Genomic DNA, 23264 nt, shown 5'->3' with positions numbered 1-23264 from the left:
TGACCTACTTTGTAAGCTTAAATTCACACGAAAAATCTTTAGTTATTACCTAATAAAAAAGAACGACCTATAATAGTCGTTCTAAAGTTATTTTTTTAATAAATCATTTTATTTTTTTGGTCTGCTTATTTTTATAGTAAGAAAAACAATAAGTACTAGTGACACCGTAATAATAATAGCATTAAACCAAATTTTCGTTTGAAACCACCGAGGTTTTTGAGACTCTAGGATAGGCGAGACAATCATTTGTCCTTTTAATTTCCCTAACGCTAAATTTTCTTTTTGAATATACTGTTTGAAGTTCTCAATATCATACTTTGGTGCTTCTACATGTTCGTTTCCATAAAGCAACTTGTATGGCCCAGTACCCTGGTCCTCAAATATAATCTTATCCAAAAAATATTCGACCTTTATTCCCTTTATATTCAGTGGTGGATTGTCATCGTTATTAATTTTTATTGTAAAATATGGCTGTGTAATTGGGGTTACTGCTGTGATCGTTGTATTGTTAATTTGAACGTTTTTAAAATTAATATGATAAATCTCGTTTTTACCATCAACTTGAATTTCATTATCCTTCGGGTCATATACAGAATATGCACGAGTAAAATTATTATCAACGTCAAACGTTATTGTCTTGATTTTAAGTCTATTTTTATTCTGGATCGTAATATCCGTCAGCTTAGAATCCTCTTTAATATTAAATGTGGGCTTACTAGTTTTCTTATAATCATTCCATTTAATATCGTAAGTTTTATGAACTAAATGTAGCTGTTTAAAAATTAGATTTTCAACATTATCTAGCACTTTTACTCGATAAAAACTATATTTATGGACAGTGCCAAAATTAATCATTTTATTTTCTAATCGATCAGTCCGGTATAGGTCATTTTTCTTAATATACTCCCACTGATTACCATCATAACTTCCATAAACTTCTACATGCTTTAAAAAATCTATATTCGGTAAATCGATCAGTAGCGTATCTCCTTGAATATCCTCATTTTCTTTTATTGGTGTGATACGAAAATCCAAGATCGTATTTTGATCTTTCTTTGCCGTATTCACTAAGGTTGAAGAATAGACTATGTTTTGCTCTTGTGATTCTTTATAGCCACTTTCTATATAAAATGGAACAAACTGCCCCTTGCTGTTTACAATTCTTAGGTCATTTAAATTCTCATCTGCCCCAGCATATACTTCTTCATCCAAAAAAAATGCTTGGTATTTACTATTATCTGGTAAATCAATTGACTTAGAAAAATGCCAATCCTTACTTTTATCCTTTGCATGGATAACTGTAAAGACCGGTAACATATAAACCAAGGAAGAAATACTAGCAATTATACTAATTTTTCGAATCAACTTGACCATGTTGCTCCTCCAGTCTCAATGAAACTCTTTGATAAATAAATGACACGCCAATAAGCACAATTCCGAAACTGAAATATGCGATGATCTTACTTCCCGAAGATAGAAAAGATAAATCAAAAAAGATTAACTTTCCTGTTGATACAAGAGTTAGTCCTAGACCTAATCTTCTAATATACATATATCGCTTACGGAAGCCATACAAAATATAAGAAATTGCTAGCAATAAATATAATAAACTGATTGCTAATCCCACCTTATTTAATTGAAGCTGTATATTTATGAAGACTGTAAGGATTCCTATTAAGTAGATTCCTAAAATTAAAGGATACAATTCACTACTTTTAAATTGTCTACGAATATATGCAATTAAGAAGTCACGACTGCTGAAAAACACGAAAATATTAACACCAATCAATATAACTAAGGCAATATATTCGACAAATGTATTTTTTGAAAAATCTTCCTTCAATGCCGGGAATTGAATCGTTACATAAATACAAATTAAATACCCAATCACGTATAGAAATAAACAATAATACTTCACAATAGAGTCATAAAGGACTTTAATTTTAGTTAGAATATATGCAAATACAATCGTAATAAATGCTTGCAGTAACCCATGATAAAAAGAATAATGTGTAAATTGATCGGATACATTATTGCTATATACATTGTCAATCTCATACATTAAATAAAACCATATATTAACTAGCGTAAAATATTTAAACCAAGTAATTATTTTTAACTCGATTGGTCGAGAGAAAAGTGGTACATCACTTCGATTTTGTCGTATCGCATAAAATAAAGTAAGAATCGACATACCAATTATAATCGCACTATATTTAAAATCAAAATAATCATTGGTATTATCTAGGAACACATTCATACCGATATCAATAACAAAAAATGATCCAATACAAAGAAGGAAAATGCCCCAACCAGCTCTAGTTAGTTGCTTGAATTTATAAATGCTTCCATAAACGCTTAACAGAATCCCCTCAATAAGCCATCCTATAGATAACCACTGGATTCCAAACTGGAACGGAATCATTAAGATCGCAAATGTTAGTGATGTCGCATAAAATAACAACATCGTTTGTTTTTCTTTTTTCAAGACTTTCTCGATGATTTTTCCCAATCCAATATACACAAGACTAAAAATAAGTGCTAATATGCCTCTTAAGTCCTTTAATCCCGCTTTGTCAAATAAGAAGTATAATAAACCGCAACTAGTTACTGTGTTTAAAGACAATAATACAACGTCAAGTCTAGTTAGCTTTGATTTGTATTTAAATGGATACAGTAAAGTGATACCGAGATACATTAAGAATGTAATGATTGAGTATAATATGCTAATCGATTCATTATTAGCTAACCAAATTAATGCAGCTAAAGAAGGTGTGTTAAATAAAAAACTAATGTAATTTACAATCGTCCAACGTTTTCTGAATGAAACTAACAATATGCAAAGATTTAATAGGAATAGATAACCCATCGCTGTGTATACAGCATTTCCGTGGAGGCCGAAAGCCCACATATATGAAAATAATGGAAGATAACCTCCTACTAGTCCGAGTGAACAAATAGTCCTTGAATGATATCTTAATGATAACAGTACTGCGGTTAAGGAAACTAAAATAGATAAAGACAATCCTACATAAATGTCAATTATATGTAATAAAAAATAACTATAAAAAATCGATCCATACAAGACCGAAATTCCTCCTCCTAAAAGTCCTAGGGCAAACGTCTGTTTTTGCTTTCGGAAAAACACTTCACCACCTGCCAGCATTACTGCCCCAAGCAGGAAAAATATACTCCCTTTCATATAGCCGTTAAACCAAGTGGAATATGAATATTTAAATGCAGCCCCTACACCTAATATAATTAGAAGAATTCCAAGTTTATTGATCCAATTCAAACCGATTTTCATCTCGATTTGATTTTGTTTTATTCGTTTCTGAATAATTTCTTCGTTTACTTCTTCTGAAGAAAATTGGTCTAAACCATTTTTGACATTTCCGATTAAGGTTTTCTCTTCTTCTGCTCTTTGTTCACGATGCAATATAATTTTTCGATCTAATTCTGAGGAAATTTGCTTAAGCTTCGCTCTAAATTCATCTTTTTCTACCTCTAATTCAATGGAAGCCCTTTCAAATAGACGCCTGATTTTTTGTTTTGCATCGAATTCAAAGGCATCTAAGCGGTTATTATGTTCTTTTATTCTTCCTTCAAAATAAGTTTCTAATTTCTTCCGAGATACTTTAATAATATTGAGTTTCTCATCAAGGATTTGCTCCATCAATGAATTTCGTAATTTAACATTCTCTTCTGATATTTGATCATACTTTTCCTGTAATTGAGACAATTGAAGCTTAAACTCTTCGTAATAATTACGTAAAGTTTGATTTTCATGAATCAAATCATTTGATTCATACTGCTCAATTAAGGTCTGATACTCCTTCATCAACTCGTTCTGACTATCTTTCAAGAAAATTAGCCTATCTTTAAAATCATCCATCATTTCCTCTCCCTTGTTTTCGAAGATTATATAAATTATAAAAAGAATACAAAATATTACTTTTTAAATAACACTTCCGGTATATACTATTTCACTTTTAGTATCGTGATAACACTTAAATACTGTTAAAACCAAAATAATTGAGATAACAACTTTAGATGATGTTTCATTGATCAAATACCATGGCCTCTATTGACTGTTTGCTAATTCGGAAAGGCGATTCATTACATCTTCTTGATCAAACGAACTATACCATCGATAGTCTGAATCATCTAAAATACGATAATGTTGACTAATTACATTTTGTTGAACACGATAAATGCCTTTTTTCTCAACTTCATGCCAAAACAGTTTCCCTCCAAGTGTTTTAAATTTTGGAGTATACATTTCATCGTGTGCCAGTGTTTCAATAACCTCAAACGGTTCATCACCAAAAAAATTCTTTAAAATCATACTATCCTTGAACAAAGCACAGACAGCAACTGTATTTGTCCATCCTAATGATGTTCGTTCTTTTTCAATTTGAACGAGAGTTTTTTTGGAAATTCCTAGAACAGTTGCCATTTTTTCTTGCGAATACCCTTTTTCTAGACGAATCAATCTTACATTTTTTGAGATGAGTTCGATTAGTTTATCTTTATTCATATTAATCACTTCCTAATGAAAAGATTTAAAGCGATGATGTGTTTTAGTTCAAAAAATTACTCCCACTAACTTTTAGTGTAATATTACACTTTATGAAACAGTTTGCAAATAAATGAGTTGATTTATTTTTGTAAATTTTTAAGAATACAGTCTTAAACATCATGAGTAGTTTTTTAAGAAAAGGACCTTCTTTTTCGAAGATCCTTTAAAGATAATTATCTAGCGTTTCTTTACTTTTTAATGTTCGAATTATACTTTCCTTATTCACCAAAACCCTTATCAGATTCAACAATAGGTTAAGTTAATTATACAGTTTATATCGACTTCTGTAATTTGGGGGAATTTTACCTTTTCCATAGGATTTCAAATTATCCTCGTAAACAACCTAACAATATACAACTCCATAATACAAAATAAAAAAACTCGGACTTATTATCCGAGTTTTTTTATGCCTCTTTTGGCAACGTTATGTAAAATGCTGTCCATTCGTCATCAGAAAAACATTTAATTTTCCCATCATGTTTTTCAATGATTTGTTTACATACAAATAAGCCAATTCCAGTACCATGATTTTTTGTCGTAACAAATGGTTCAAAAATTGTCCGTATGCTTTCTTCACTAATTTTAGGTCCATTATTTCTTATTTGAATTTCAATCTTATCTTCTAAATCTGAAACTTGATAATGAATCGTTTTTTGCCCGTCGTTTTCAGCCAATGCATCGATTGAATTCATTAATATATTAAGTAAAACTTGACGAAGTTCATTTCTGAAACCTGGTATGTATATTTTTTGAGATATTCCTTCTTGTAAAATGACATTCGAATTTACAATACTCGGATATAAGAATTCTGTGATTTCTTTAAATAAATCATTAATTAAAAAGGATTCCACCCTTTGGTCATGATCCTTTTTCGAAACATGAAGAAATTGATCAATTCTAAAATTTAATTGATGCAATTCATGATCTATGATGTCTAAATACTTTAATTGAGGATGATCTCCTTTAAGTAATTTTACAAATCCAATAATTGAAGTTAGTGGATTTCTAAATTCATGAACAAAACTAGCAGACATTTGTCCTAGGATTGTAAGCCTCTCTTTGTGAGTCTCGTCAATGAACTGTTTTTTTTCTTCTATATCTTGTGTAATGAGATAAGAATACTCTTTAACTGTAAAATAAATAAACTGGTCAAAAACGTAGTTAATTTTATTAATGAGCGGCTGAAGTAGACTAATACTTTCTTCAAATTCGGACAAATGTTTAAAAAGTTCACTTCTAGCTATATTTGAATTATACACAAAATCTCCGATGTTAGCACTTGCTTTAGCTCGTTCAAGGGCTATTTTATGTGCCAACTCTTTGACTTGATCCTCATTTATTTTGCCCTCAATAAATAATAATGTAAAGTCAATCAATTTAGTTCCATTAATGATAATCTCGGTTTTAAATGGATCATTATCGCTAATTACCGCTTGAGCGACCCAATTCTTTGTTAATGTAGGCATACTTTCCTGTATGAAAGTGCTATACCTACTCTCTATTGACATATCAATAAGGAACACCTCCAATAAAAAATCTATTAATTAAATAGTAACAAATTTTTAAATATTCGTTAAGTAAAAAAATAAAAATTTGTCGAATTTATTACGACAAAGTAATATTTTTTACAATATTCTGTTAAAATGTAAATTAAATTATGAATATTTCTTTTATTTCATTCAGCACTTGACTTTTACGATTATCATTAGTTCTAGTAATAATAAAACTAAAAGTATACAAAAATGTCAATAATATGGTGTGTAGAATAGAATAAAGTTAGATACAATTAAATTTATAAACTGAAGGTAGGTATTTCGATGGCAGGAAATAAAGTTGAAGATTATTTAATTAAAGGTATCTATGGCGAAAAGCAAATAAAAGTTGAAGAACGAAATATTTTTTTAGGAACAATTCGCGAACGAATTGAAATTGCGTTAACTACAAGTCAAGTCATGGCAAACTCAATTTATCCAATCGTTGAAAAATCAATCAAAATGAAAAATGTTACTTTATTATTAAATGGTACACTACCTTATAATACAATTTCAAAATATCTTTTAATGGCAAAGAAAAAAAATATTCCCTTTTCACTAGTCAATAATTTACCCGTCCCTACTCCAATCGGGCTTGTCGTTACGCATAATGACGCAATTGATAAAAATGAAATATTTATTAAAGATGAGCTTTACAAATCTACTAATTTTTAATTAATTCGGTATGTGAAATTTTTAATGATGTGGATAAAAGCGCAGCTCAATTGTTATGACAATTTAAGTTGCGCTTTCTTCTTCAAGTTCAGGTTTTTTAAGAAGTTCCCGTGTTAATTCAATTGATTTTATATAATGTCCGTCTAACTTAAGGACTTTAAATGAACAGTTATCATATTTAATCGAATCTCCTTCTTGCACATCAAAATTTTCAGTTAAAATCCATCCACCAATTGTATCAACATCTGTATCATCAATGTCTAAGCTAAAAACATCATTAATTTCACTAATTAAAACTTTACCTGCAATGATGAATTTATTTTCGCTTACTTTACTTATATCCTCTTTCTCATCAACATCAAACTCATCTCGAATTTCCCCAACAATTTCTTCTAAAATATCTTCAACTGTTACTAAGCCCGATGTACCTCCGTATTCATCAACTAATATCGACATATGTATATGTTCTCTTTGCATTTTAACAAGTAAATCATGAACTGATATTGATTCAATAACTTGAATGATTGGTCTAATATATTGTTCGAGTGTTTTTACCTCTGCTTCCCCTTTATGAAGAACAAAATCAGTAAAAACATCTTTAAAATTTATTAAACCAACGACATGGTCCTTATCTCCATCTACAACAGGAAAACGCGTATATTTTTCTGTACTCATAAAGTGAATATTCTCATGAAAGGCTTCACGTAAGTCAATTGCAACCATTTCCGTTCGAGGAACCATTATTTCTTTTGCTACTCGCATATTGAAATCAAATATATTGTTCACATACTTAAATTCAGATTGATTTATTTCGCCACTTTTATAGCTTTCAGAAAGTAGAATTCTTAATTCCTCCTCTGAATGAGCAACTTCATGTTCTGAAGCAGGAGGAAGTCCAAATATTTTTAAGACCATCCTTGCTGAATTATTAAACAACCAAATGAACGGATAAGTAATTTTGTAAAAAAGAATCAAAGCTGGAGAAAACGTTAATGTAATCTGTTCAGCCTTTTGAATAGCGATTGTTTTAGGTGCTAATTCACCAACTACCACATGAATAAATGTAATAATTCCAAAGGCTAGTAAAAAAGAAATCGTGCCGCTTACTGCAGTAGGTAAATGCAAATCGTCAAGTAATGGATGCAATAATTCATCTACAGCTGGTTCACCTAACCAACCTAAACCTAAACTCGTAACAGTTATACCTAGTTGACAGGCTGAAAGATATTCATCGAGATGTGTTATTACTCTTTTTACAGCTCTTGCTTTTTTATTCCCCTCGCCAATTAACTGATCAATTCTAGAACTTCTAATTTTTACGATTGCAAATTCTGATGCAACAAAAAAGGCAGTAAATGCAATTAATACAACAACTAATAATAACTTAGTACCAATTCCAAACAATTGAGTCATCCCTCCAATTGGAAGTGAAGGCCATCTTCATAATTAATATTTTTATATTAGGCTTATCTTAGTATATTCAGTTAAATAATTTGTTATCAAAATTTTTTTATTTAGGCATTCTTAAATCAGGACGAAATGATTATAGAAAAGCTTTTGCATTTCGTGTTTTAAACTCAATACACCTTCTCTCTTATTACCATTCTTTACCTTATTTCTATTTTCCTTCTCCAATCAGTGTCTTGCATTATATGCTATTTATCTACTTTATATTCTAAAATCAGTAGAATATTTTGCTAAAAACACCGTAAAAAACCGATTTTCGATAAAAATCAATACAAAAGTAATTAAGTTTACATTTTCAGTCATTTTGAAAGTTTAGAACCTATTTATTCGAAGTATTTTAAGAACTTTTGCCGAGTCAACACTAGTTTTGTCAACCTCAAAGGAATGTGCAGTTTAATAAAGAATTTTTAATATATAAATTATTTGGAGGAGGAATAGCGTATGTATACAACTTCTCAAGTGGCAGAACAACTGCAATTAACAAATAAAAAAGTATTATTTTTTTTAAAAAAAGGAAATTTAAAAGTAGAGAAAACTCATAACGGATATTTATTTACCGAGGATCAAATCGAACAAATTAAAGAAATTTATGAAGCTTCGATGCAAACGATTGAACCAAAACAAAATGACACTGATCATATTGACATTATAAAAGAATTAACTCAAAAATTAATTAAACTTGAAGAAAAAGTTGAAACAAAAGCAAATGAAGTCGTTTCAGTACAAATTTTGGAACATCGCTGTGAAATTGAAGATTTAAAGAAAGTAGTTGTTAAACTAGAAAATGAAGTAGAACAATTAAATGAACAAGTGACCTTATTAAAAGCGGATTTAGAGGATCAGAAAAAGATTATTACATTTAAACCGAAAAAACGATTTGCAATTTTATCGATATTCCGAGTTTAAAAATCTAACGACATGTTTAAATGTTGAACTGAACATTAGAACAATGCCAAGCGAAGTAATGAAGAATGCAATGGTTTGGCGTGCATTTAAAAACGTAGAAGAAAATTCTTCTACGTTTTTTTACATACTAAAATGAATGTTGGTCAAAAATAAATTTGTATGAAAGGAGGAATTTCCATGCAAAAAAATGCGCGACAATATACTCAGGATGCAACTACTGAACTTAAACACGCAATTGAATGTCTTCAATCTGCATTAGAAACCGTTGAAAAACCCCAAAACCATGAAAGAATCGAACAAGCACTTCAAGCTTGTCAAACAGCTTATAATCAAACGAATCAGGCAGCAGGTATTCTTGAACAAGAATAGTATGCAAATTGAAAAACTCAGGTTATTCCTGAGTTTTTCGTAATTACTTATCATAATACATTAATATTTCTTTAAATTCATTTGAATATTTTAATAACTTAATAGCATGCTTTATATCCAACAAAAATGGTACAGCAATAATATCATCACTTATTTCAAAATATTCATCAATCGGTAAAATTTTAAATCCTGCACTTCTAGCAAACATATATAGTCTTTTATTTATTGTACCAATATACCAATCAGCGTTAGAATGATTGGCATGATCATAACACGCAAGTAAAATTTGTTTAAAAAATCCTTTCCCTCTATTTTCCCTTGTTATTAATAATTTACCAATTTCATAGATTTTTTCATTTTGAATATATTTAATATATTTGTTTTCGGAAAAATTATAATAATATTTATTTTTATCCTCATTTTCAATATTATATTTACTAAACTCGAGGGTACCAATTAACTTTTTATCCGAATTACAAATTCCATAACGAGTAACTTCATTACTTCTTACTAAGAAAGGTATTTCGTTTTCTTCACAAAAATCTCCCCAAAGCTCGTTAAATAAATTATTCTCTTCTTTTGTATGAATAACACGAAACACTCTCACTCACCCCTAAAATTCCTATATAAATATTCTTATCTTACGTCTATAAAACAACGTTTATACCAAATTTTAATATTGTTTCTTTAATTCTATTTAGTTATTTTGTTAATAAATATTTAATTGGCCTGTTTATATATGGCTCTATTGTATGGTAAAATTTAGCTTTTGGCAACGCTTACATAACTAATTATGTATAATTTGTGAAATCAAAATTATCTCATAATTAGTTTTCTAGTATAGATTAATACGATATTGTGAGTTTTCAACCGAAATATTATTTCGAAATTTATAATATAAACAATGTATCAAAATGTCAAAAAACATCTTCAAATTAAAAAATTATGCCCTATGCCATCGATTGGTAAAGGGCACATAAATTTTGTTTGGTTGACTTACTAAACTTAGTTTCAATTGCAATGGTACTGTAAAGTTCATTTTTGATTATTTAAGTTCATCAAATGTTCTATTTATGATCTCTACTAACTCTCTTTCGCCTATTAGTTCATATAAATCCTCGCCCTTTTTCTTAGGATAAAACTGAATATAAGTACCACAACCCGCTTCAAGAACTTTACGATGAACATTACTACCCGGATATAAACAAATCACTTCGTTAATCGGTTTTCGCACATATGTCATTTTTCCATTAACACGTTCAACATACTTAAGTCCCCAGTATTTATACATTTGTTCCATTGCCTTTGTATTCCCTACTGGTTGATAAATATTAAACATTGGACTATATTTAATTTCAAAAATGATCGAAGCAACGTATTCTTTATTTTTTTTTCGATAAAAATCTAATCTTATATCCGGTTTTTTCGACTCTTCACCACTAAAAAAATTTGTTCCTTTTAACAGTGATACTTGTGGACTTCCCTCGATAATTTCGTTATAAACTAAATTAATTATCCAACTTTTATTTTCAAGAGACACAAATGCTCCATCCATTAACTCATCGTCTTTTATATGCATTAAAATCTGTTCAGCTAATGGTTCGGAATCATTTTTAAATTTTAACTTTAAGAAAATATCACATAACGAGAAAAAGACAAAGTATTCATAAAGTAAAAAAGTTGGCTTATAAACTGGTAAAAGCATTTGTTTTTTTCCATATTCTTTTACCTTTTTATCAAACAGGCTTAAGGAATGAATAAAATTTAAAAATACTTTCGATGGACTAGTTGGATATTTTGAAGTATCAGTATCCGTCACTATACGAAAAATTCCAATTGTATATTCTCTAAAATAGACTTCATAAAGTTTCTCCAAAGAATTTGTAATGCGTTCTTTTTCTGAAACACTTTTAGTTAATTTTTCTAATTCTAGCTCTTTTAACATTTTTGATTGTCTATATTTAGCTTTTTCTCGATCAGTAATTGAGCCATTCCCAACTACATTTTGCATCATTTTTTCTATATCCTTCACTTGAAAATCGATTTGATCCATTTTATTTTTGTCTTTTACTAATTCATATTTTACAAAGGTTAATAATGTTTCAATTGTAAGTAAAAATTTACGAACTTTATGTTTAGCATATTTTATCTCATCGATATAATTTTCTTCCTGAACAACTGGTTGCATTGTTAAATTAGTTGCATTTGAAATGGCTGGATGCAATAAAGTCCATCTAATTGTATTAAAATCTAATTTTTTGACCTGCCTTTTTAATTCATATTCCTTTTTTTGTTTCCGCTTCAATTTACTTATAAACTGCTGAATTGCAACTAATAGTCTCTCTTCATTTGACTCGATAAATCGAATAATTGGCCAAAAATACATAGTTCCATTTTGAGTAAATGAAGCGGAAGATTTTTTAAAGTATTGTGAGTCATTCATTATCCCATTTATTTGTTGATTTAATGTTGAATGCATCCACTCTAATTGATCATAATCTAAATTTTTCGGTACTATTTTTATCATTCCATAAAATTGTTGTTCTTGATAAATAATACAAAATTCATAATATCCGCATCTCCAAGGATAAGCATTCTCGGTTTTACCATGTTCATATATTAATATTTTTCTTTTTTCAGATGTAAAAATAAACTGCTGATCATCCAGGTTTTCTTGTTGAAAATGATAAAGATTATTCCAAACGAATGTAATTTTACCGTCAAACTCACCATCGACTTGAAATAAAAATCTTTTTAATTCCTGTATTTCATAGGCAAATAAGTAAGCCTCTTTTGGGTTCATTGTAAGTGCATCAAGAGATATTTTTTCCTCTTTCCCCCTAGTTCCGACAAGAATTGCAATCGTAAATGGGAGATAAAGTGGCTCAAAAATTTCTGGACTATTATTAGTTGACATATCCATCAATCTCCAGCTGCTTTCTTTTCTTTTTCAATTCTTTAATCGAATACTCAAAGTCAGAAATTAATCTACCTAAATTAGATTTCATAACCATATTTAGTAGTCCTTCCTGCTCGTTCCCTTCACCTGTACCAATTAATTCTTCTAAATTAGCAAATAATCCCCTAACTTTAGTTAATACGCGTTGCTTAACAAAGAGATCGATCGCTTCTTTTCGTTCGAATTGAATATGGGAAGGAAGAGTAGGTATGTTAGCTAAATAATTCGATAAATCTTTAATCATACGTGGAGAGATTATTCGCTCACTTAGTGACTGTTCAACTATTTTATTAAACTCATCAAAAAACTTTAATTCATCACTTGAAAGCTCAGATGCACTTAAAGTTTTCTTTGTCCAATTACTATAGTTTTCTGCATTAATATATATTTGTGGTACAGTTTCATAAATATTTTCATTATTCATCTTTTCTGCATAATTTACGAAAGAAGTTGATCTAAGTGAGATTATATTTACACGATCTAACAGTCTTAAAGAAAACTCACTTGAAGTTTCATCAAAGTTAACTGTTCCAACAAAAATAATATTATTACCTATTCTTACTTTAGGCTTGTAATATTGATTGATGACTACGTTATGATCATGGAATAGAGTAATCACTCTCTTATCCTGTGGCATTTCTAAAATTGATAGAAATTTACTAAACCAATGTTCAATTTGAGAAAGATTCATTTCATCAAAGATCACCATATACATCCTGTGTGGAAATTGTTCAGCCTCAATAAGTAATTTCGTTAATCCCGTCTCAGAGTCTATATAAATACCAGTGGTCGGATTTAAATAACCTAATAAATCATAATGTTCACGATAAGATGGAGAAATTGGAACAAATAATAACTCCTTACCAAATTCAAGCCCTAAGGTTTCACCATATATACGTGCTAATTGAGATTTACCAGTTCCACTTACACCACCTAAGATTGTTAGAGCCTGAAATTTACAACATATATGAAAATTAATAATATCTTTTTTTTCATATAACAAGCCTTGCTGCAAACAATTTTGGTAAAATCGTTCAATAAAAGCATTTTCAGTATCATTACTCCATTCAATTGGAAAAGCTTGTTTCTCAGTAAAATCTTGCGTATAAATAAGTTCTTTGCATTCTTTTTTATAGTTTTTACACAACTCTTCCCACTGTTTTTCGGGAATAAAATAAATTAAATGATTTAAATGAATAAAGGACTTTTTAAGTTCATCTTCATCATAATCTTGAAATGTAACTTCATTTTGCTTTTCTAAATAACTAATATCATTCATCATCGATTTTAAAAACAAATTGCCATATAGTCTATTTTCATAAAAGACAAATTCAGGTTGATCAAAGTCATTAAAATATTTTGGTAGATGAATTGGCAAAGAACCTTTTATAAGTCTGTTTTCAACCTCTTCACGCTTACCCTCTCCCCTAAGTTCAATGACAGGCAGAAGATGATAGGAAGTGTCCCTTTTCCCATCAAAAAACTCAACTAGATCTGCTGTGACTACCTCATTTGCGTATTCAAGACGAAACATGACTAATTTAGAATCAAAAAACTTTTTTAATCCTTCAATTATGTCATCTTTTTTCTTACTTTTAATTAGTGGTTTTATTTTACTTTCATTATTTTTATTTGCAGTTGTCCCTACAAACAAAACATCTTGAGTTGAAAAACTAGCTTTTAACTTTGATGGAATTGGAGATAAGCACTCCACATAAAAACGAATATGATCTTCATCTTCATAGAAAAGTAAGCTCTGCTTTTCTTGGTCCACTACTCTTTCCGTAACAATTTTTCCAAGGAATAAAAAGTTGTGAATTTTTTTTGCTAATTTCTGGGTCAATGCGCGTTTTAATTTCAAAGTCATTTCCCCCACTTTCCGACATTTCTCCTACATTTTACGTTCATAGTATAGAAATTATGAATAATACGGCCTTTTTACAAATAAAAACACCCAGGTAAACCTGAGTGTTAAACAACCCGCCAAACGCTCGTTTTCTTCGTTACTTCTCCTATCTGAGTGCCCTTACCGTCTAAGGTAACTCCGCTCCTCTCCAGTCTTAGAACCTCGAGAAACTAGCGCTTTTAATCAGTTTGATATTCAAGCATTTAGTACTTTATCTACAAGCTAACACCAAGGTAAAATTGAGTGTTTCTTAGTGCCTATATTCATTTAAAGTTTTGTATTTGGGTTATAGCATTAATTGATAATATACAATATCCAGCCATTGATTAAATTTCTGGCCCACTTTATAAAAATGACCTACCTTTTTATATCCTAATTTCTCATGTAATCTTTCGCTCACTTCATTTCCGCTAGTAATACAAGAAATAATTGTAAAGTGACCTAATTTTTTGGCAGTTTCAATCATCTCAGTCATTAAAGCCTTCGCTAGTCCTTTTCGACGATGATCAGGATGAATATATACAGATAGTTCAACCGTATGTTTATATGCATCTTTCTCCTTAAACTGTGTAAGTGAACAATACCCAGTTACTTTACCATTTTCTTTAGAAACAATTACAGGGTAAAGCTCATTATGGTTGGCAAACCATTTTTGCATTTCTTCTTCTGTTTTTATTTTCATATCAAATGTTGCTGTAGTATTTAGAATTGCATCATTATAAATTGTTACAATTTCTAGTATATCTTCTTTTGTTGCAAACAGTATTTCCATTCAACTTCCTCATCTCACGTTTTATCTTTCCATCCATTGTACATGACAAAAATTGATTTTCAACAATTCGAATAAAAAAATCTTTACATCTAAACATGCACAGTGTTTAGGCTCCTTACATATACTGCGTTAGTCGGAATGATAGGAGGTATGAATATGAGTGAAAAAGAAAAAAACAACGCTCAAGATGAAAAACAAAGTCATTCATCTATTGATCTTCAACATTATTTAAAAAAGGTGGATGATCTAATAGATCAGTCGCCTATTAGAGGTCTTTTTGATGAAATTGATAAATTCTTTCATAAACATGGAGTTTTTTCTTCAATTGGTGTAGAGATTATTGAAAACGGCGAGGAATTAATCATTCAGGCAAGTATGCCAGGTGTAAGTAAAGAACAAATTTATATGGACCTTGAAGGTACAATCTTAACAATTGGCTTAAAAACTGATACGACTACTGAAGTACAAAACGATCAATCAAATTACTCCTATAAAAAATATTCTTATAGCCAATCCCAAAGAGTAGTAAAATTACCTTACCCAATTAATGCAACAACAGCAACTGCATCATACGAAAACGGTATGCTTGTCATAAAAGGTACAAAATTACCTGAATACCAAAAACAAATCTTTTTAGACTAAAAAGTAACATTGCATTTTAACGACATCTTAAAGCTAATCCGATGAAGGTCGATGTTTTAATAGTCAGCACAATTAACTAAATTCAAATAAAAAAACTGAGTATCTTTTAGAAACTCAGTTTTTTATTAAATAAATAGAAACTCTTTTAATCAAAACGCAACTTTATTTCCCTGTCAAAGTTTCAATATCAGATAAAATCTCATCAAATGGCACATTACTTACACCACTATAATCTTTAACGATTTTTCCGTTTTGATCAATTAAATAAAATTTAGTGCCATGGATAACTTGTGAATTGTTTTCAGGTTTTTTAACAATCGTTTTAAAATTTTCAGATGCAAATTTTTCAATCTGTTTTTGAGAATAGCCCGTTAAGAAATTCCAATTATTAAAATCAGCATTAAATTTATTTGCGAATGTAGTTAATAATTGTGGCGTATCAACTTCAGGATCAATGCTAAATGAGATGAAGTCTACATTTAACTTCTTCTCTGCAGCCTTTTGTTGAATTTTTGCCATATTTGCTGTCATTGGCGGACAAACTGTTTCACAACTTGTAAATATAAAATCTGTTAACCAGACTTTTCCTTTTAAATCTTTTGTCCCAAAAGTCTTACCGTCCTGGTTAGTGTATGTAAATTTTTCTAAATCCCAATTTAAAGGATTATCAATTTTGTTTCCACAGCCACTTAATAATGCAAGACATAAAATCATTATTAATGTCACAAATACCGTATTTCTCTTCATACTTTTCCCCCTAAGTTGCATTGTACTTGTCCATTGTATCAAAAACAGATAGTTTCTTTCTAATAATTTAAACTAATTGACATATATATTTTAAATTTTTCAAATGATACTTTTACAAAGTAAAGTTAAACTAAACATATTGATAAAGAATCTTGAAAGGATGACTGATAATGGCAAATAAAAAATATGAAAATTTAGACACGAATTATCGTAAAACTTTTAAAGATTTTATCAAATGCGGTATAGAAAGAAGTAAGACAAAAAAGGATTATAGTAGTGTAATTCAACAATGTAGTCATAAAAAAATCTCCTATTTAAAGGAAAATCGTGATAAAACAACAATTACTTGGATTGGACACTCTACTTTTTTAATTCAAATAAAAGGAGTCAATATATTAACTGACCCTGTTTATGCTAATCAGATGGCTTTAAAAAAACGATTGTCAAAACCAGGAGTACTTATATCAGAATTACCTCCAATTGACATAATTTGTATTTCTCATGGTCACTATGATCATCTAGATTTTAATACATTGCGACATTTCCCTAAAAAAACACGATTTATTTTACCAATCGGCTTGAAACAAAAATTTGTTAGTAAAGGCTATAACAATGTCCATGAAATGAAATGGTGGGAGTCAAAAGACTTTTTAGGGATCAATATTTCATTTGTACCTTCTCAGCACTGGACGAAGAGAACTTTATTTGATAGAAATAAGTCGCATTGGGGTGGATTTGTATTCAAAACGTCCAATGACTGTATATATCACGTTGGAGACAGTGCTTATTTTTCAGGATTCAAAGAAATCGGTAAAAGATTTAAAATTGATACAGCTATTATTCCAATCGGAGCATATGAACCTGAATGGTTTATGAAACACAACCATATGTCGCCTGAAGAAGCTGTTCAAGCGTTTTTAGATTTAAACGCAAAGTTATTTATCCCAATGCATTACGGAACATTTAAACTTGCAGATGATACTCCTTTAGAGGCTCTAGAGCGATTATGTTCTGAATGGAAAAGGAAAAAAATAAAACCCGAAAAGCTTAAAATTTCTTTACTTGGTGAAACAATTCACCCATCAATCGTTGGAAATAAAAAAGAAGAAGCTATTATTTATTAAGCTTCTTCTTTCTTATGTTAAAAAATGAAATGTTGAATATAAAATCTATTCAGCATAAAAAACGAACCCTATAGCACCTTTTCCTGTATGTGTACTAATTACTGGAGTTGTATAATCAGTTTCATCTAATTCAAGGTTCGTTAGCTGTTGTATTGATTTTCTAAGATTCTCTGCAAGCTCAGTAGCATCTGCATGTGCAATTCCTACACCTTTTATCGTTTTTCCAGCTGTGTCTTGTTCAAAATATTTAGTAAAAGTCTTTACAACTTGCTGATGGCTACGCACTTTACCAACTGGAGAATAAACTCCCCCTTCAAGTGATGCAATCGGTTTAATATTTAGTAATGACCCAATGAAGGCTTTACCCTTTCCAATTCTTCCACCTTTAACTAAGTTTTCAAGCGTATCTACCATGATATATAAATACGTACTATTTTTAATTTCCGTAAGTCGGTTAACTATGTCTTCAACTGTGGATCCCTCTTCAGCCATTTGTGCTGCCTCGATGACTTGAAAAGCCATTGCTCTTGTAATAAAAGCTGAATCGATTACTGTTACATCACCTTCAACCATCCCTGCAGCTGCACATGCGGTTGAATAAGTACCACTTAAACCGCTAGATAAGTGAATTGAAATGACTTTACTTCCATCGGCTGTCAATTTTTCAAATGTTTCCACAAATGTTCCTACAGCTGGTTGAGATGTCTTTGGCAATTCAACTGATTGTTGCATTTCATCAATAAATTGCTTTGGAGATATATTAACCCCATCTAAATATGTTCCACCATTTATTTGAATTGTTAAAGGAATGACTGTTATATTTAAATTTTCAATTTCTTCTTTTAATAAGTCGGCCGTTGAGTCAGTTACAATCTTAATGTTTGCCAATCAATTCACATCTTTCTTCTCTAAAATTCTACAAAATTTGCAAAGCAAATTCATTATATCATTTTTACTATAAGTTAACAGTAAATATTAAAGTTCCATTAAAATTTCAATAATTGTTTAAAAATCATATTGACAAGAGGTGGAGTTTTAAGTTATAGGAGGGACAAGATGAGGCTTTTAATTAAAATGGATAGATCGAGAATTTACAAAAAAAACTCGGTACTTATACCGAGTCTTTTACTGATTTATTTGCCGTTCTTTTCGTCTTTGTCTTCTAAAAGATCATTAGTTAACCCTTGTGTAGAACGCTTAAATTCTCTAAGTGTATCACCAAATGCTCTTCCGATTTCAGGTAATTTTTTTGGTCCAAATATAATTAATGCTAAAATTAAAATTAAAATTAAACCTGGAAAGCCTATGTTAGCCATTATTTTCCCCCAACTTCCATCCACTATTAATAAGTAAGTACCAAACTTTCCTTATATAGTAATATTGTCAAAAATTTGTTCATTCGTCAAATAATTTCAAGGAATTTTAATAAATTTTAATAACTTGTTTAGTTTTAGTTTACATAATAATGTTATCAGATCGATTTATTATTTTTCTTTAAACTGTAAATACTCTTCTTTATTACTAGGTACTACTAAGGCACCACTTTGAATTTTATCCTTATATTCATTAACCTTTACTAAAATTTGGTCCTCAACATTATTATCCGCCAGTATTAATTTTATACCATCTTCATTTAAACCATAAATTAACGTTTTACCACCATGAAATTCATTCGATTTTGTTTGTTTAGCTAAATCATATACTGCCTGATCTATTTTTTTCACAAGGGAGATAAGAGTTACGTTTTCAGGTAAACCGTGTTTATACTCATTACGGTCAGCTCCTATTACCCATACTTCTCTTTGATTTGATCTCCTAATCTTTTTTGCAGCAGTGAATACGCCTTTACTTGTTAAACCCGCTACAGGAAAAATTATATCAACGTCTTTCATAAAAAAATCATTTGCTATTCTTGAACCTATTTTAGAGTCATTAAAGGTATTTGAATACGCTGTTAGAACTTCAATGTCTTTATTTACTGATTTAACTCCAGAAATAAATCCATACTTATATCTGTTAATAATTTCATTATCGTCTCCACCGATAAATCCAATTTTTTTTGTTTTTGTTTTCATTGCTGCTATTACACCTGCTAAAAAACTTCCGTCTTGTTCAGTAAAATTAATACTAATTACATTTGGTTGGTCAACTCTTGAATCAATCACACCAAATTTAGTACTTTTATTGTTTTCTGCAACTTTATTCAATACAGAAGATAAATCATTACCTATTCCAATAATCAAATCATAATTTGCATCAGCCATTTTAGTTATTTTCTTTTCAAAACCTTTTTTACTACTTGTTGTAATGTATTTATAATTCTTATCTTTTTTTAAATTTTCCTCTTTTGCAAATTTAGTAATACCTTTCATAGCAATTGAGTTTAAATAACTATTATTTTTACCATTTGAATTTGAGACAATCCCGATTTTGAAAGTAATACTAGACTCTTGATTATTACTGCAAGCCGAAATGACGACTGCAATTATCGACATTAAGATTAATGCAGTCTTTTTTATATACAAATCATTCACCTCATTCGAATACAATTATTTCTAGTATGAATTTTCGATTATTGTTTTATTCGTTGAAAGTAGAGGGATTAGGAAAATGAGGGTTTTTGGATCTGAAATTTTTAAAGCAGGAAGTATATACTTCCTGCTTTCATGTTGCTGAAAACATTCTTATTATTTAATTATAAAATTTTCGTAAAAGAAGGTAAGTGTTGTTGATTTCCACTACATGATGCTCGCTTTCTAATCAGATAAGCAGGAATAATTAGTAATTCCTGCTACTTTTTAGACTTTATTCATTCAAATGTACCTTTTACTAATACTTCTTTATCTTGCATCATAATTTTTCCTTTTGAAATAACTGCTTCGATTTCTAGCGTGGATTTATTTAGGAACACTAAATCTGCATCGTGTCCTTTTTTGATTAGTCCTTTTTGTAATTTCAATATTTTGGCTGGGTTTTTAGTGATTACGCTAATTGCATCTTCAATCTTTATGCCTTCATTTAAAATTGCGTCTTTTACTTCGTTATATAAACTACTTACTCTTCCAACCTTCATGCCTCGGAGTATACCGTTTTCATCAAAATCTGGTAGACTACCTTGTCCATCAGATGTAAACGTGATTTGTTCAATGTTAACACCTGAATTCAGCATTCTTTTCAATCCTACACTACATTTCACTTCACCATTATTCAAAAAGTGTGGGATTGAGCTAGTTGTAAAGTCAACAAACCCTCCTTTTTTAGCAAAGTTAATTCCTGCTTCAAATAAATAGCTATTGCGGTTAATATGTGTTGGGTAAAATTGAGTAATTGGTAATTCGGTTTCTTCAACAATCTCCTCGATCATTGATAACATTTTTTTACTATCTCCAATATGTACATTTACAACGCCGGACTTTCCTGAAAGCAAGCCACCATTTCGAGCTTGTGCAGCTATTCTTGCAAATTCTTCCTTTGTCGGTTGAGATGATCGATGGTCCGAAATTGCTATTTCTCCTACACCGATGATCTTATCAATTAGGATGATGTCTTCCTCTATTTTAGAAAATAACGTTTTGACAGGTGTTTGGTACGAGCCCGTATAGACAAATGAAGTAATTCCCTCTTCTTCTAATGCTCTACATTTAGCTAGTAGACTGGCCATTGTTCTTGTTGTTCCATCTGTACCAATTACTCCTACTACGGTGGTGATTCCTCCTTTAATACAATCAGACAACAATAATTCTGGTGTTCTTGTTTTAAAGCCACCTTCACCTCCACCACCAATAAGATGCACATGAGCATCAATGAAGCCAGGCACAATATAGTAGGCAGATGCATCAAATATTTGTAAAGGAACTGAAGATGAGGTAATGTCAATTTCTTCATGGACATACTCAATTTTTTCATTCGAAATTAAAATATCATTTTTACCTATTGACTTTGGAGTAAAGATTTCACCATTTTTTATGAGTAACATATATACCTCCATTTAGAATAATCTTGTTTAAATTCAGATTACCATATCTGTCTGTTTTATGAATCATTCTTGCTTTTTTGTAACCGTTTAAAATGATTTATCAAAATATACATACAGCTATTAATTATTGAAAACATTAAATCTCTAGATTTGTTCATAATACTCCCATAGATGAAAATGATTCAATTAAATAGGAGGCATTTTTATGAGTAGAGCAATGAAAGAAGAATTAGCAAATGCTATTACTCATGGGATTGGTGCAATACTTAGTATCCCAGCACTATATTATTTAATTAGTAAGGCTATGCATAAAGGGACACCCTGGCATTTAATTTCCTTTACAGTCTTTGGTTTGTCTATGTTGCTACTTTATATTTGCTCAACATTACTTCATAGCGTTAGAGACCCAAAGCTAATTAGGCTATTTACAATTTTAGATCACTCGGCAATTTATTTATTAATCGCTGGAACTTATACTCCATTTTTACTCGTAATTTTAAGGGGGAGGATTGGCTGGTCCTTATTAACAATTATTTGGGGCTTGGCAGTTTCAGGTGTAATCTTTAAATTTATATATGTTAATAGGTTTGAATTATTTTCAACCATTGTTTATTTAATAATGGGTTGGTTAATGATGTTTGCAATTAAACCTATTTATGTAGGACTATCTGGAATAGGATTTTTCTACTTATTATTAGGAGGGCTATTTTATTCGATTGGAACTATCTTTTTTCTAGTCAAACGCTGGCCATATAGTCATGCAATTTGGCATTTATTTGTATTATTAGGTAGTGCATCTATGTATTTTTGTATATTTAAATTCGTTGTTTAAAAAAAGCGCTACATTTTAAATGAGCGCTTTTAGTTTTATTATTCAATAATCTCTTTAATATAGTTAGTTAATTCTTTGGCATCTGTTATTCCAATTTGTTCAGGATAAATTGGTGGAAATACTTTAAGTGTAACATTTGCTGGTTTAATTCGATTACCATTTGCTTCTAAAATATTATAAGTCCCTTCAATTCTTACAGGAATAACTGGAACCCCTGATTTGGTTGCTAAATGTAGGCTCCCTGATTTAAATTCACCCATTTGGCTACCTTTACTTCTAGTACCTTCTGGAAAAATAACTAATGAATGGCCATTTTTAAGTTTATCAACGCCTTCTTTTATAGCTTTAAGTGATTGTCTTCGATCACTTCTGTCCATAAATACACTATGCATTTGTTCCATCCAGTCTGGTACAATCGGCAGTTTTTTTAATTCGATTTTTGCAATGAATCCAATAGGCTTATTTAAATATCCTAATAATAGTGGAATATCAAAATTACTTTGATGATTACTTACAAATAGGACTCCTTCGTCTCTAGGAATATTTTCGATCCCTTCAACCTTTACTTTACTACCAGTACAGCCAATCATCATTTTCCCGAAATAATCAGGAAATTGGTGCATTCTACGGTCTTGCTCATGTACAGGTAAATCTTTTGGTATTTTTTTTACTGATGATAATTTTAGCTTTGCTTCAATTACACCAACTACAATGCGTGTTGCAGCAAATATTGTGCGAAACATATTAATCCTCCGATAATTGAGTATGTTAATTA

21 protein-coding genes are annotated in these 23264 nt (G+C 30.1%); 6 read left to right on the top strand and 15 right to left on the bottom strand.

The window, feature by feature from the left end; translation table 11 throughout:
* Window positions 1-108 precede the first annotated feature (108 nt).
* From ABEY15_RS14410 to ABEY15_RS14395, 4 genes are all read right to left on the bottom strand, one after another.
* Complete coding sequence (locus ABEY15_RS14410) at window positions 109-1374, bottom strand: hypothetical protein (protein WP_429890840.1); 1266 nt, start codon at window positions 1372-1374, stop codon at window positions 109-111.
* Window positions 1349-3895: a DUF2339 domain-containing protein gene (locus tag ABEY15_RS14405; RefSeq protein ID WP_429890839.1), complete on the bottom strand. Its 2547-nt coding sequence runs from the start codon at window positions 3893-3895 to the stop codon at window positions 1349-1351. Before ABEY15_RS14405 ends, ABEY15_RS14410 begins: the two co-directional genes overlap by 26 nt.
* 189 nt (window positions 3896-4084) lie before the next feature.
* Complete coding sequence (locus ABEY15_RS14400; RefSeq protein WP_429890838.1) at window positions 4085-4540, bottom strand: helix-turn-helix domain-containing protein; 456 nt, start codon at window positions 4538-4540, stop codon at window positions 4085-4087.
* Window positions 4541-4986: 446 nt separating this feature from the next.
* Window positions 4987-6090: a histidine kinase N-terminal domain-containing protein gene (locus tag ABEY15_RS14395; protein ID WP_429890837.1), complete on the bottom strand. Its 1104-nt coding sequence runs from the start codon at window positions 6088-6090 to the stop codon at window positions 4987-4989.
* Between the two features lie 309 nt (window positions 6091-6399).
* On the opposite strand from ABEY15_RS14395, the gene ABEY15_RS14390 reads away from it, so the two are divergent.
* Entirely contained in the window at window positions 6400-6789 is a 390-nt protein-coding gene (locus ABEY15_RS14390; protein ID WP_429890836.1) for a YueI family protein, read from the top strand.
* A gap of 63 nt (window positions 6790-6852) precedes the next feature.
* Here the strand turns inward: ABEY15_RS14390 and ABEY15_RS14385 are convergent, their stop codons facing one another.
* A complete protein-coding gene (locus ABEY15_RS14385; protein WP_429890835.1) occupies window positions 6853-8193 on the bottom strand; it encodes a hemolysin family protein in 1341 nt (446 codons plus the stop codon).
* A gap of 504 nt (window positions 8194-8697) precedes the next feature.
* Here ABEY15_RS14385 and ABEY15_RS14380 point away from each other — a divergent pair.
* Window positions 8698-9162, top strand: a complete 465-nt coding sequence (locus ABEY15_RS14380) for a MerR family transcriptional regulator (RefSeq protein WP_429890834.1) — start codon at window positions 8698-8700, stop codon at window positions 9160-9162.
* Between the two features lie 177 nt (window positions 9163-9339).
* Window positions 9340-9531 carry a hypothetical protein gene (locus ABEY15_RS14375; protein ID WP_056466342.1) on the top strand — a complete coding sequence of 64 codons (192 nt, stop codon included), beginning with the start codon at window positions 9340-9342 and terminating at the stop codon, window positions 9529-9531.
* Window positions 9532-9574: 43 nt separating this feature from the next.
* Here the strand turns inward: ABEY15_RS14375 and ABEY15_RS14370 are convergent, their stop codons facing one another.
* From ABEY15_RS14370 to ABEY15_RS14355, 4 genes are all read right to left on the bottom strand, one after another.
* Window positions 9575-10132, bottom strand: coding sequence for a hypothetical protein (locus tag ABEY15_RS14370; RefSeq protein WP_429890833.1), 558 nt, complete (start codon window positions 10130-10132; stop codon window positions 9575-9577).
* Window positions 10133-10576: 444 nt separating this feature from the next.
* On the bottom strand, window positions 10577-12448 hold the full coding sequence (locus tag ABEY15_RS14365; RefSeq protein WP_429890831.1) for a hypothetical protein: 1872 nt from the start codon (window positions 12446-12448) through the stop codon (window positions 10577-10579).
* Window positions 12438-14351: a hypothetical protein gene (locus ABEY15_RS14360; protein ID WP_429890830.1), complete on the bottom strand. Its 1914-nt coding sequence runs from the start codon at window positions 14349-14351 to the stop codon at window positions 12438-12440. Before ABEY15_RS14360 ends, ABEY15_RS14365 begins: the two co-directional genes overlap by 11 nt.
* 331 nt (window positions 14352-14682) lie before the next feature.
* Window positions 14683-15168 (bottom strand): N-acetyltransferase family protein, encoded by a 486-nt coding sequence (locus ABEY15_RS14355; RefSeq protein WP_429890828.1) that lies wholly within the window; start codon window positions 15166-15168, stop codon window positions 14683-14685.
* A 156-nt stretch (window positions 15169-15324) separates the two neighbouring features.
* On the opposite strand from ABEY15_RS14355, the gene ABEY15_RS14350 reads away from it, so the two are divergent.
* The gene (locus ABEY15_RS14350) at window positions 15325-15810 is read left to right on the top strand and encodes an Hsp20/alpha crystallin family protein (protein ID WP_176526069.1); all 486 of its coding nucleotides are present in this window, start codon (window positions 15325-15327) and stop codon (window positions 15808-15810) included.
* A 162-nt stretch (window positions 15811-15972) separates the two neighbouring features.
* Here the strand turns inward: ABEY15_RS14350 and ABEY15_RS14345 are convergent, their stop codons facing one another.
* The gene (locus ABEY15_RS14345; protein ID WP_429890827.1) at window positions 15973-16557 is read right to left on the bottom strand and encodes an SCO family protein; all 585 of its coding nucleotides are present in this window, start codon (window positions 16555-16557) and stop codon (window positions 15973-15975) included.
* Window positions 16558-16727: 170 nt separating this feature from the next.
* Here ABEY15_RS14345 and ABEY15_RS14340 point away from each other — a divergent pair, with 170 nt between their 5' ends.
* A complete protein-coding gene (locus tag ABEY15_RS14340; protein WP_429890826.1) occupies window positions 16728-17681 on the top strand; it encodes an MBL fold metallo-hydrolase in 954 nt (317 codons plus the stop codon).
* A 45-nt stretch (window positions 17682-17726) separates the two neighbouring features.
* Here the strand turns inward: ABEY15_RS14340 and ABEY15_RS14335 are convergent, their stop codons facing one another.
* The 4 genes from ABEY15_RS14335 to iadA all read right to left on the bottom strand — a co-directional run bounded on the left by ABEY15_RS14335 (window position 17727) and on the right by iadA (window position 21657).
* Window positions 17727-18569, bottom strand: coding sequence for a DegV family protein (locus ABEY15_RS14335; RefSeq protein ID WP_429890825.1), 843 nt, complete (start codon window positions 18567-18569; stop codon window positions 17727-17729).
* Between the two features lie 245 nt (window positions 18570-18814).
* Window positions 18815-19000: a twin-arginine translocase TatA/TatE family subunit gene (locus ABEY15_RS14330; RefSeq protein ID WP_025672166.1), complete on the bottom strand. Its 186-nt coding sequence runs from the start codon at window positions 18998-19000 to the stop codon at window positions 18815-18817.
* 165 nt (window positions 19001-19165) lie between these two features.
* Window positions 19166-20206 (bottom strand): BMP family lipoprotein, encoded by a 1041-nt coding sequence (locus tag ABEY15_RS14325; RefSeq protein WP_429890823.1) that lies wholly within the window; start codon window positions 20204-20206, stop codon window positions 19166-19168.
* A gap of 284 nt (window positions 20207-20490) precedes the next feature.
* Entirely contained in the window at window positions 20491-21657 is a 1167-nt protein-coding gene (gene iadA, locus ABEY15_RS14320) for a beta-aspartyl-peptidase (RefSeq protein WP_429890822.1), read from the bottom strand.
* 205 nt (window positions 21658-21862) lie between these two features.
* Here iadA and trhA point away from each other — a divergent pair, with 205 nt between their 5' ends.
* Window positions 21863-22489: a PAQR family membrane homeostasis protein TrhA gene (trhA, locus tag ABEY15_RS14315; RefSeq protein WP_429890821.1), complete on the top strand. Its 627-nt coding sequence runs from the start codon at window positions 21863-21865 to the stop codon at window positions 22487-22489.
* 38 nt (window positions 22490-22527) lie between these two features.
* On the opposite strand, the gene ABEY15_RS14310 is transcribed toward trhA, so the two are convergent.
* The gene (locus ABEY15_RS14310; protein WP_429890820.1) at window positions 22528-23232 is read right to left on the bottom strand and encodes a lysophospholipid acyltransferase family protein; all 705 of its coding nucleotides are present in this window, start codon (window positions 23230-23232) and stop codon (window positions 22528-22530) included.
* Between the last annotated feature and the right edge of the window lie 32 nt (window positions 23233-23264).

The sequence above is a fragment of the Gottfriedia acidiceleris genome, assembly GCF_050457485.1.
Taxonomy (GTDB): domain Bacteria; phylum Bacillota; class Bacilli; order Bacillales; family Bacillaceae_G; genus Gottfriedia; species Gottfriedia acidiceleris_D.
Note: the sequence above shows the minus strand (reverse complement) of the source record. Positions and strands in the feature narration are given on the sequence as shown.

Excerpts from the sequence above, each read along its gene's own strand:
- ABEY15_RS14405 (WP_429890839.1), bottom strand. The coding sequence starts at position 3,895 with ATGGATGATTTTAAAGATAGGCTAATTTTCTTGAAAGATAGTCAGAAC.
- ABEY15_RS14410 (WP_429890840.1), bottom strand. The coding sequence starts at position 1,374 with ATGGTCAAGTTGATTCGAAAAATTAGTATAATTGCTAGTATTTCTTCC.
- ABEY15_RS14350 (WP_176526069.1), top strand. The coding sequence starts at position 15,325 with ATGAGTGAAAAAGAAAAAAACAACGCTCAAGATGAAAAACAAAGTCAT.
- ABEY15_RS14345 (WP_429890827.1), bottom strand. The coding sequence starts at position 16,557 with ATGAAGAGAAATACGGTATTTGTGACATTAATAATGATTTTATGTCTT.
- ABEY15_RS14365 (WP_429890831.1), bottom strand. The coding sequence starts at position 12,448 with ATGTCAACTAATAATAGTCCAGAAATTTTTGAGCCACTTTATCTCCCA.
- iadA (WP_429890822.1), bottom strand. The coding sequence starts at position 21,657 with ATGTTACTCATAAAAAATGGTGAAATCTTTACTCCAAAGTCAATAGGT.
- ABEY15_RS14310 (WP_429890820.1), bottom strand. The coding sequence starts at position 23,232 with ATGTTTCGCACAATATTTGCTGCAACACGCATTGTAGTTGGTGTAATT.
- ABEY15_RS14390 (WP_429890836.1), top strand. The coding sequence starts at position 6,400 with ATGGCAGGAAATAAAGTTGAAGATTATTTAATTAAAGGTATCTATGGC.
- ABEY15_RS14375 (WP_056466342.1), top strand. The coding sequence starts at position 9,340 with ATGCAAAAAAATGCGCGACAATATACTCAGGATGCAACTACTGAACTT.
- ABEY15_RS14355 (WP_429890828.1), bottom strand. The coding sequence starts at position 15,168 with ATGGAAATACTGTTTGCAACAAAAGAAGATATACTAGAAATTGTAACA.
- trhA (WP_429890821.1), top strand. The coding sequence starts at position 21,863 with ATGAGTAGAGCAATGAAAGAAGAATTAGCAAATGCTATTACTCATGGG.
- ABEY15_RS14395 (WP_429890837.1), bottom strand. The coding sequence starts at position 6,090 with ATGTCAATAGAGAGTAGGTATAGCACTTTCATACAGGAAAGTATGCCT.
- ABEY15_RS14340 (WP_429890826.1), top strand. The coding sequence starts at position 16,728 with ATGGCAAATAAAAAATATGAAAATTTAGACACGAATTATCGTAAAACT.
- ABEY15_RS14380 (WP_429890834.1), top strand. The coding sequence starts at position 8,698 with ATGTATACAACTTCTCAAGTGGCAGAACAACTGCAATTAACAAATAAA.
- ABEY15_RS14400 (WP_429890838.1), bottom strand. The coding sequence starts at position 4,540 with ATGAATAAAGATAAACTAATCGAACTCATCTCAAAAAATGTAAGATTG.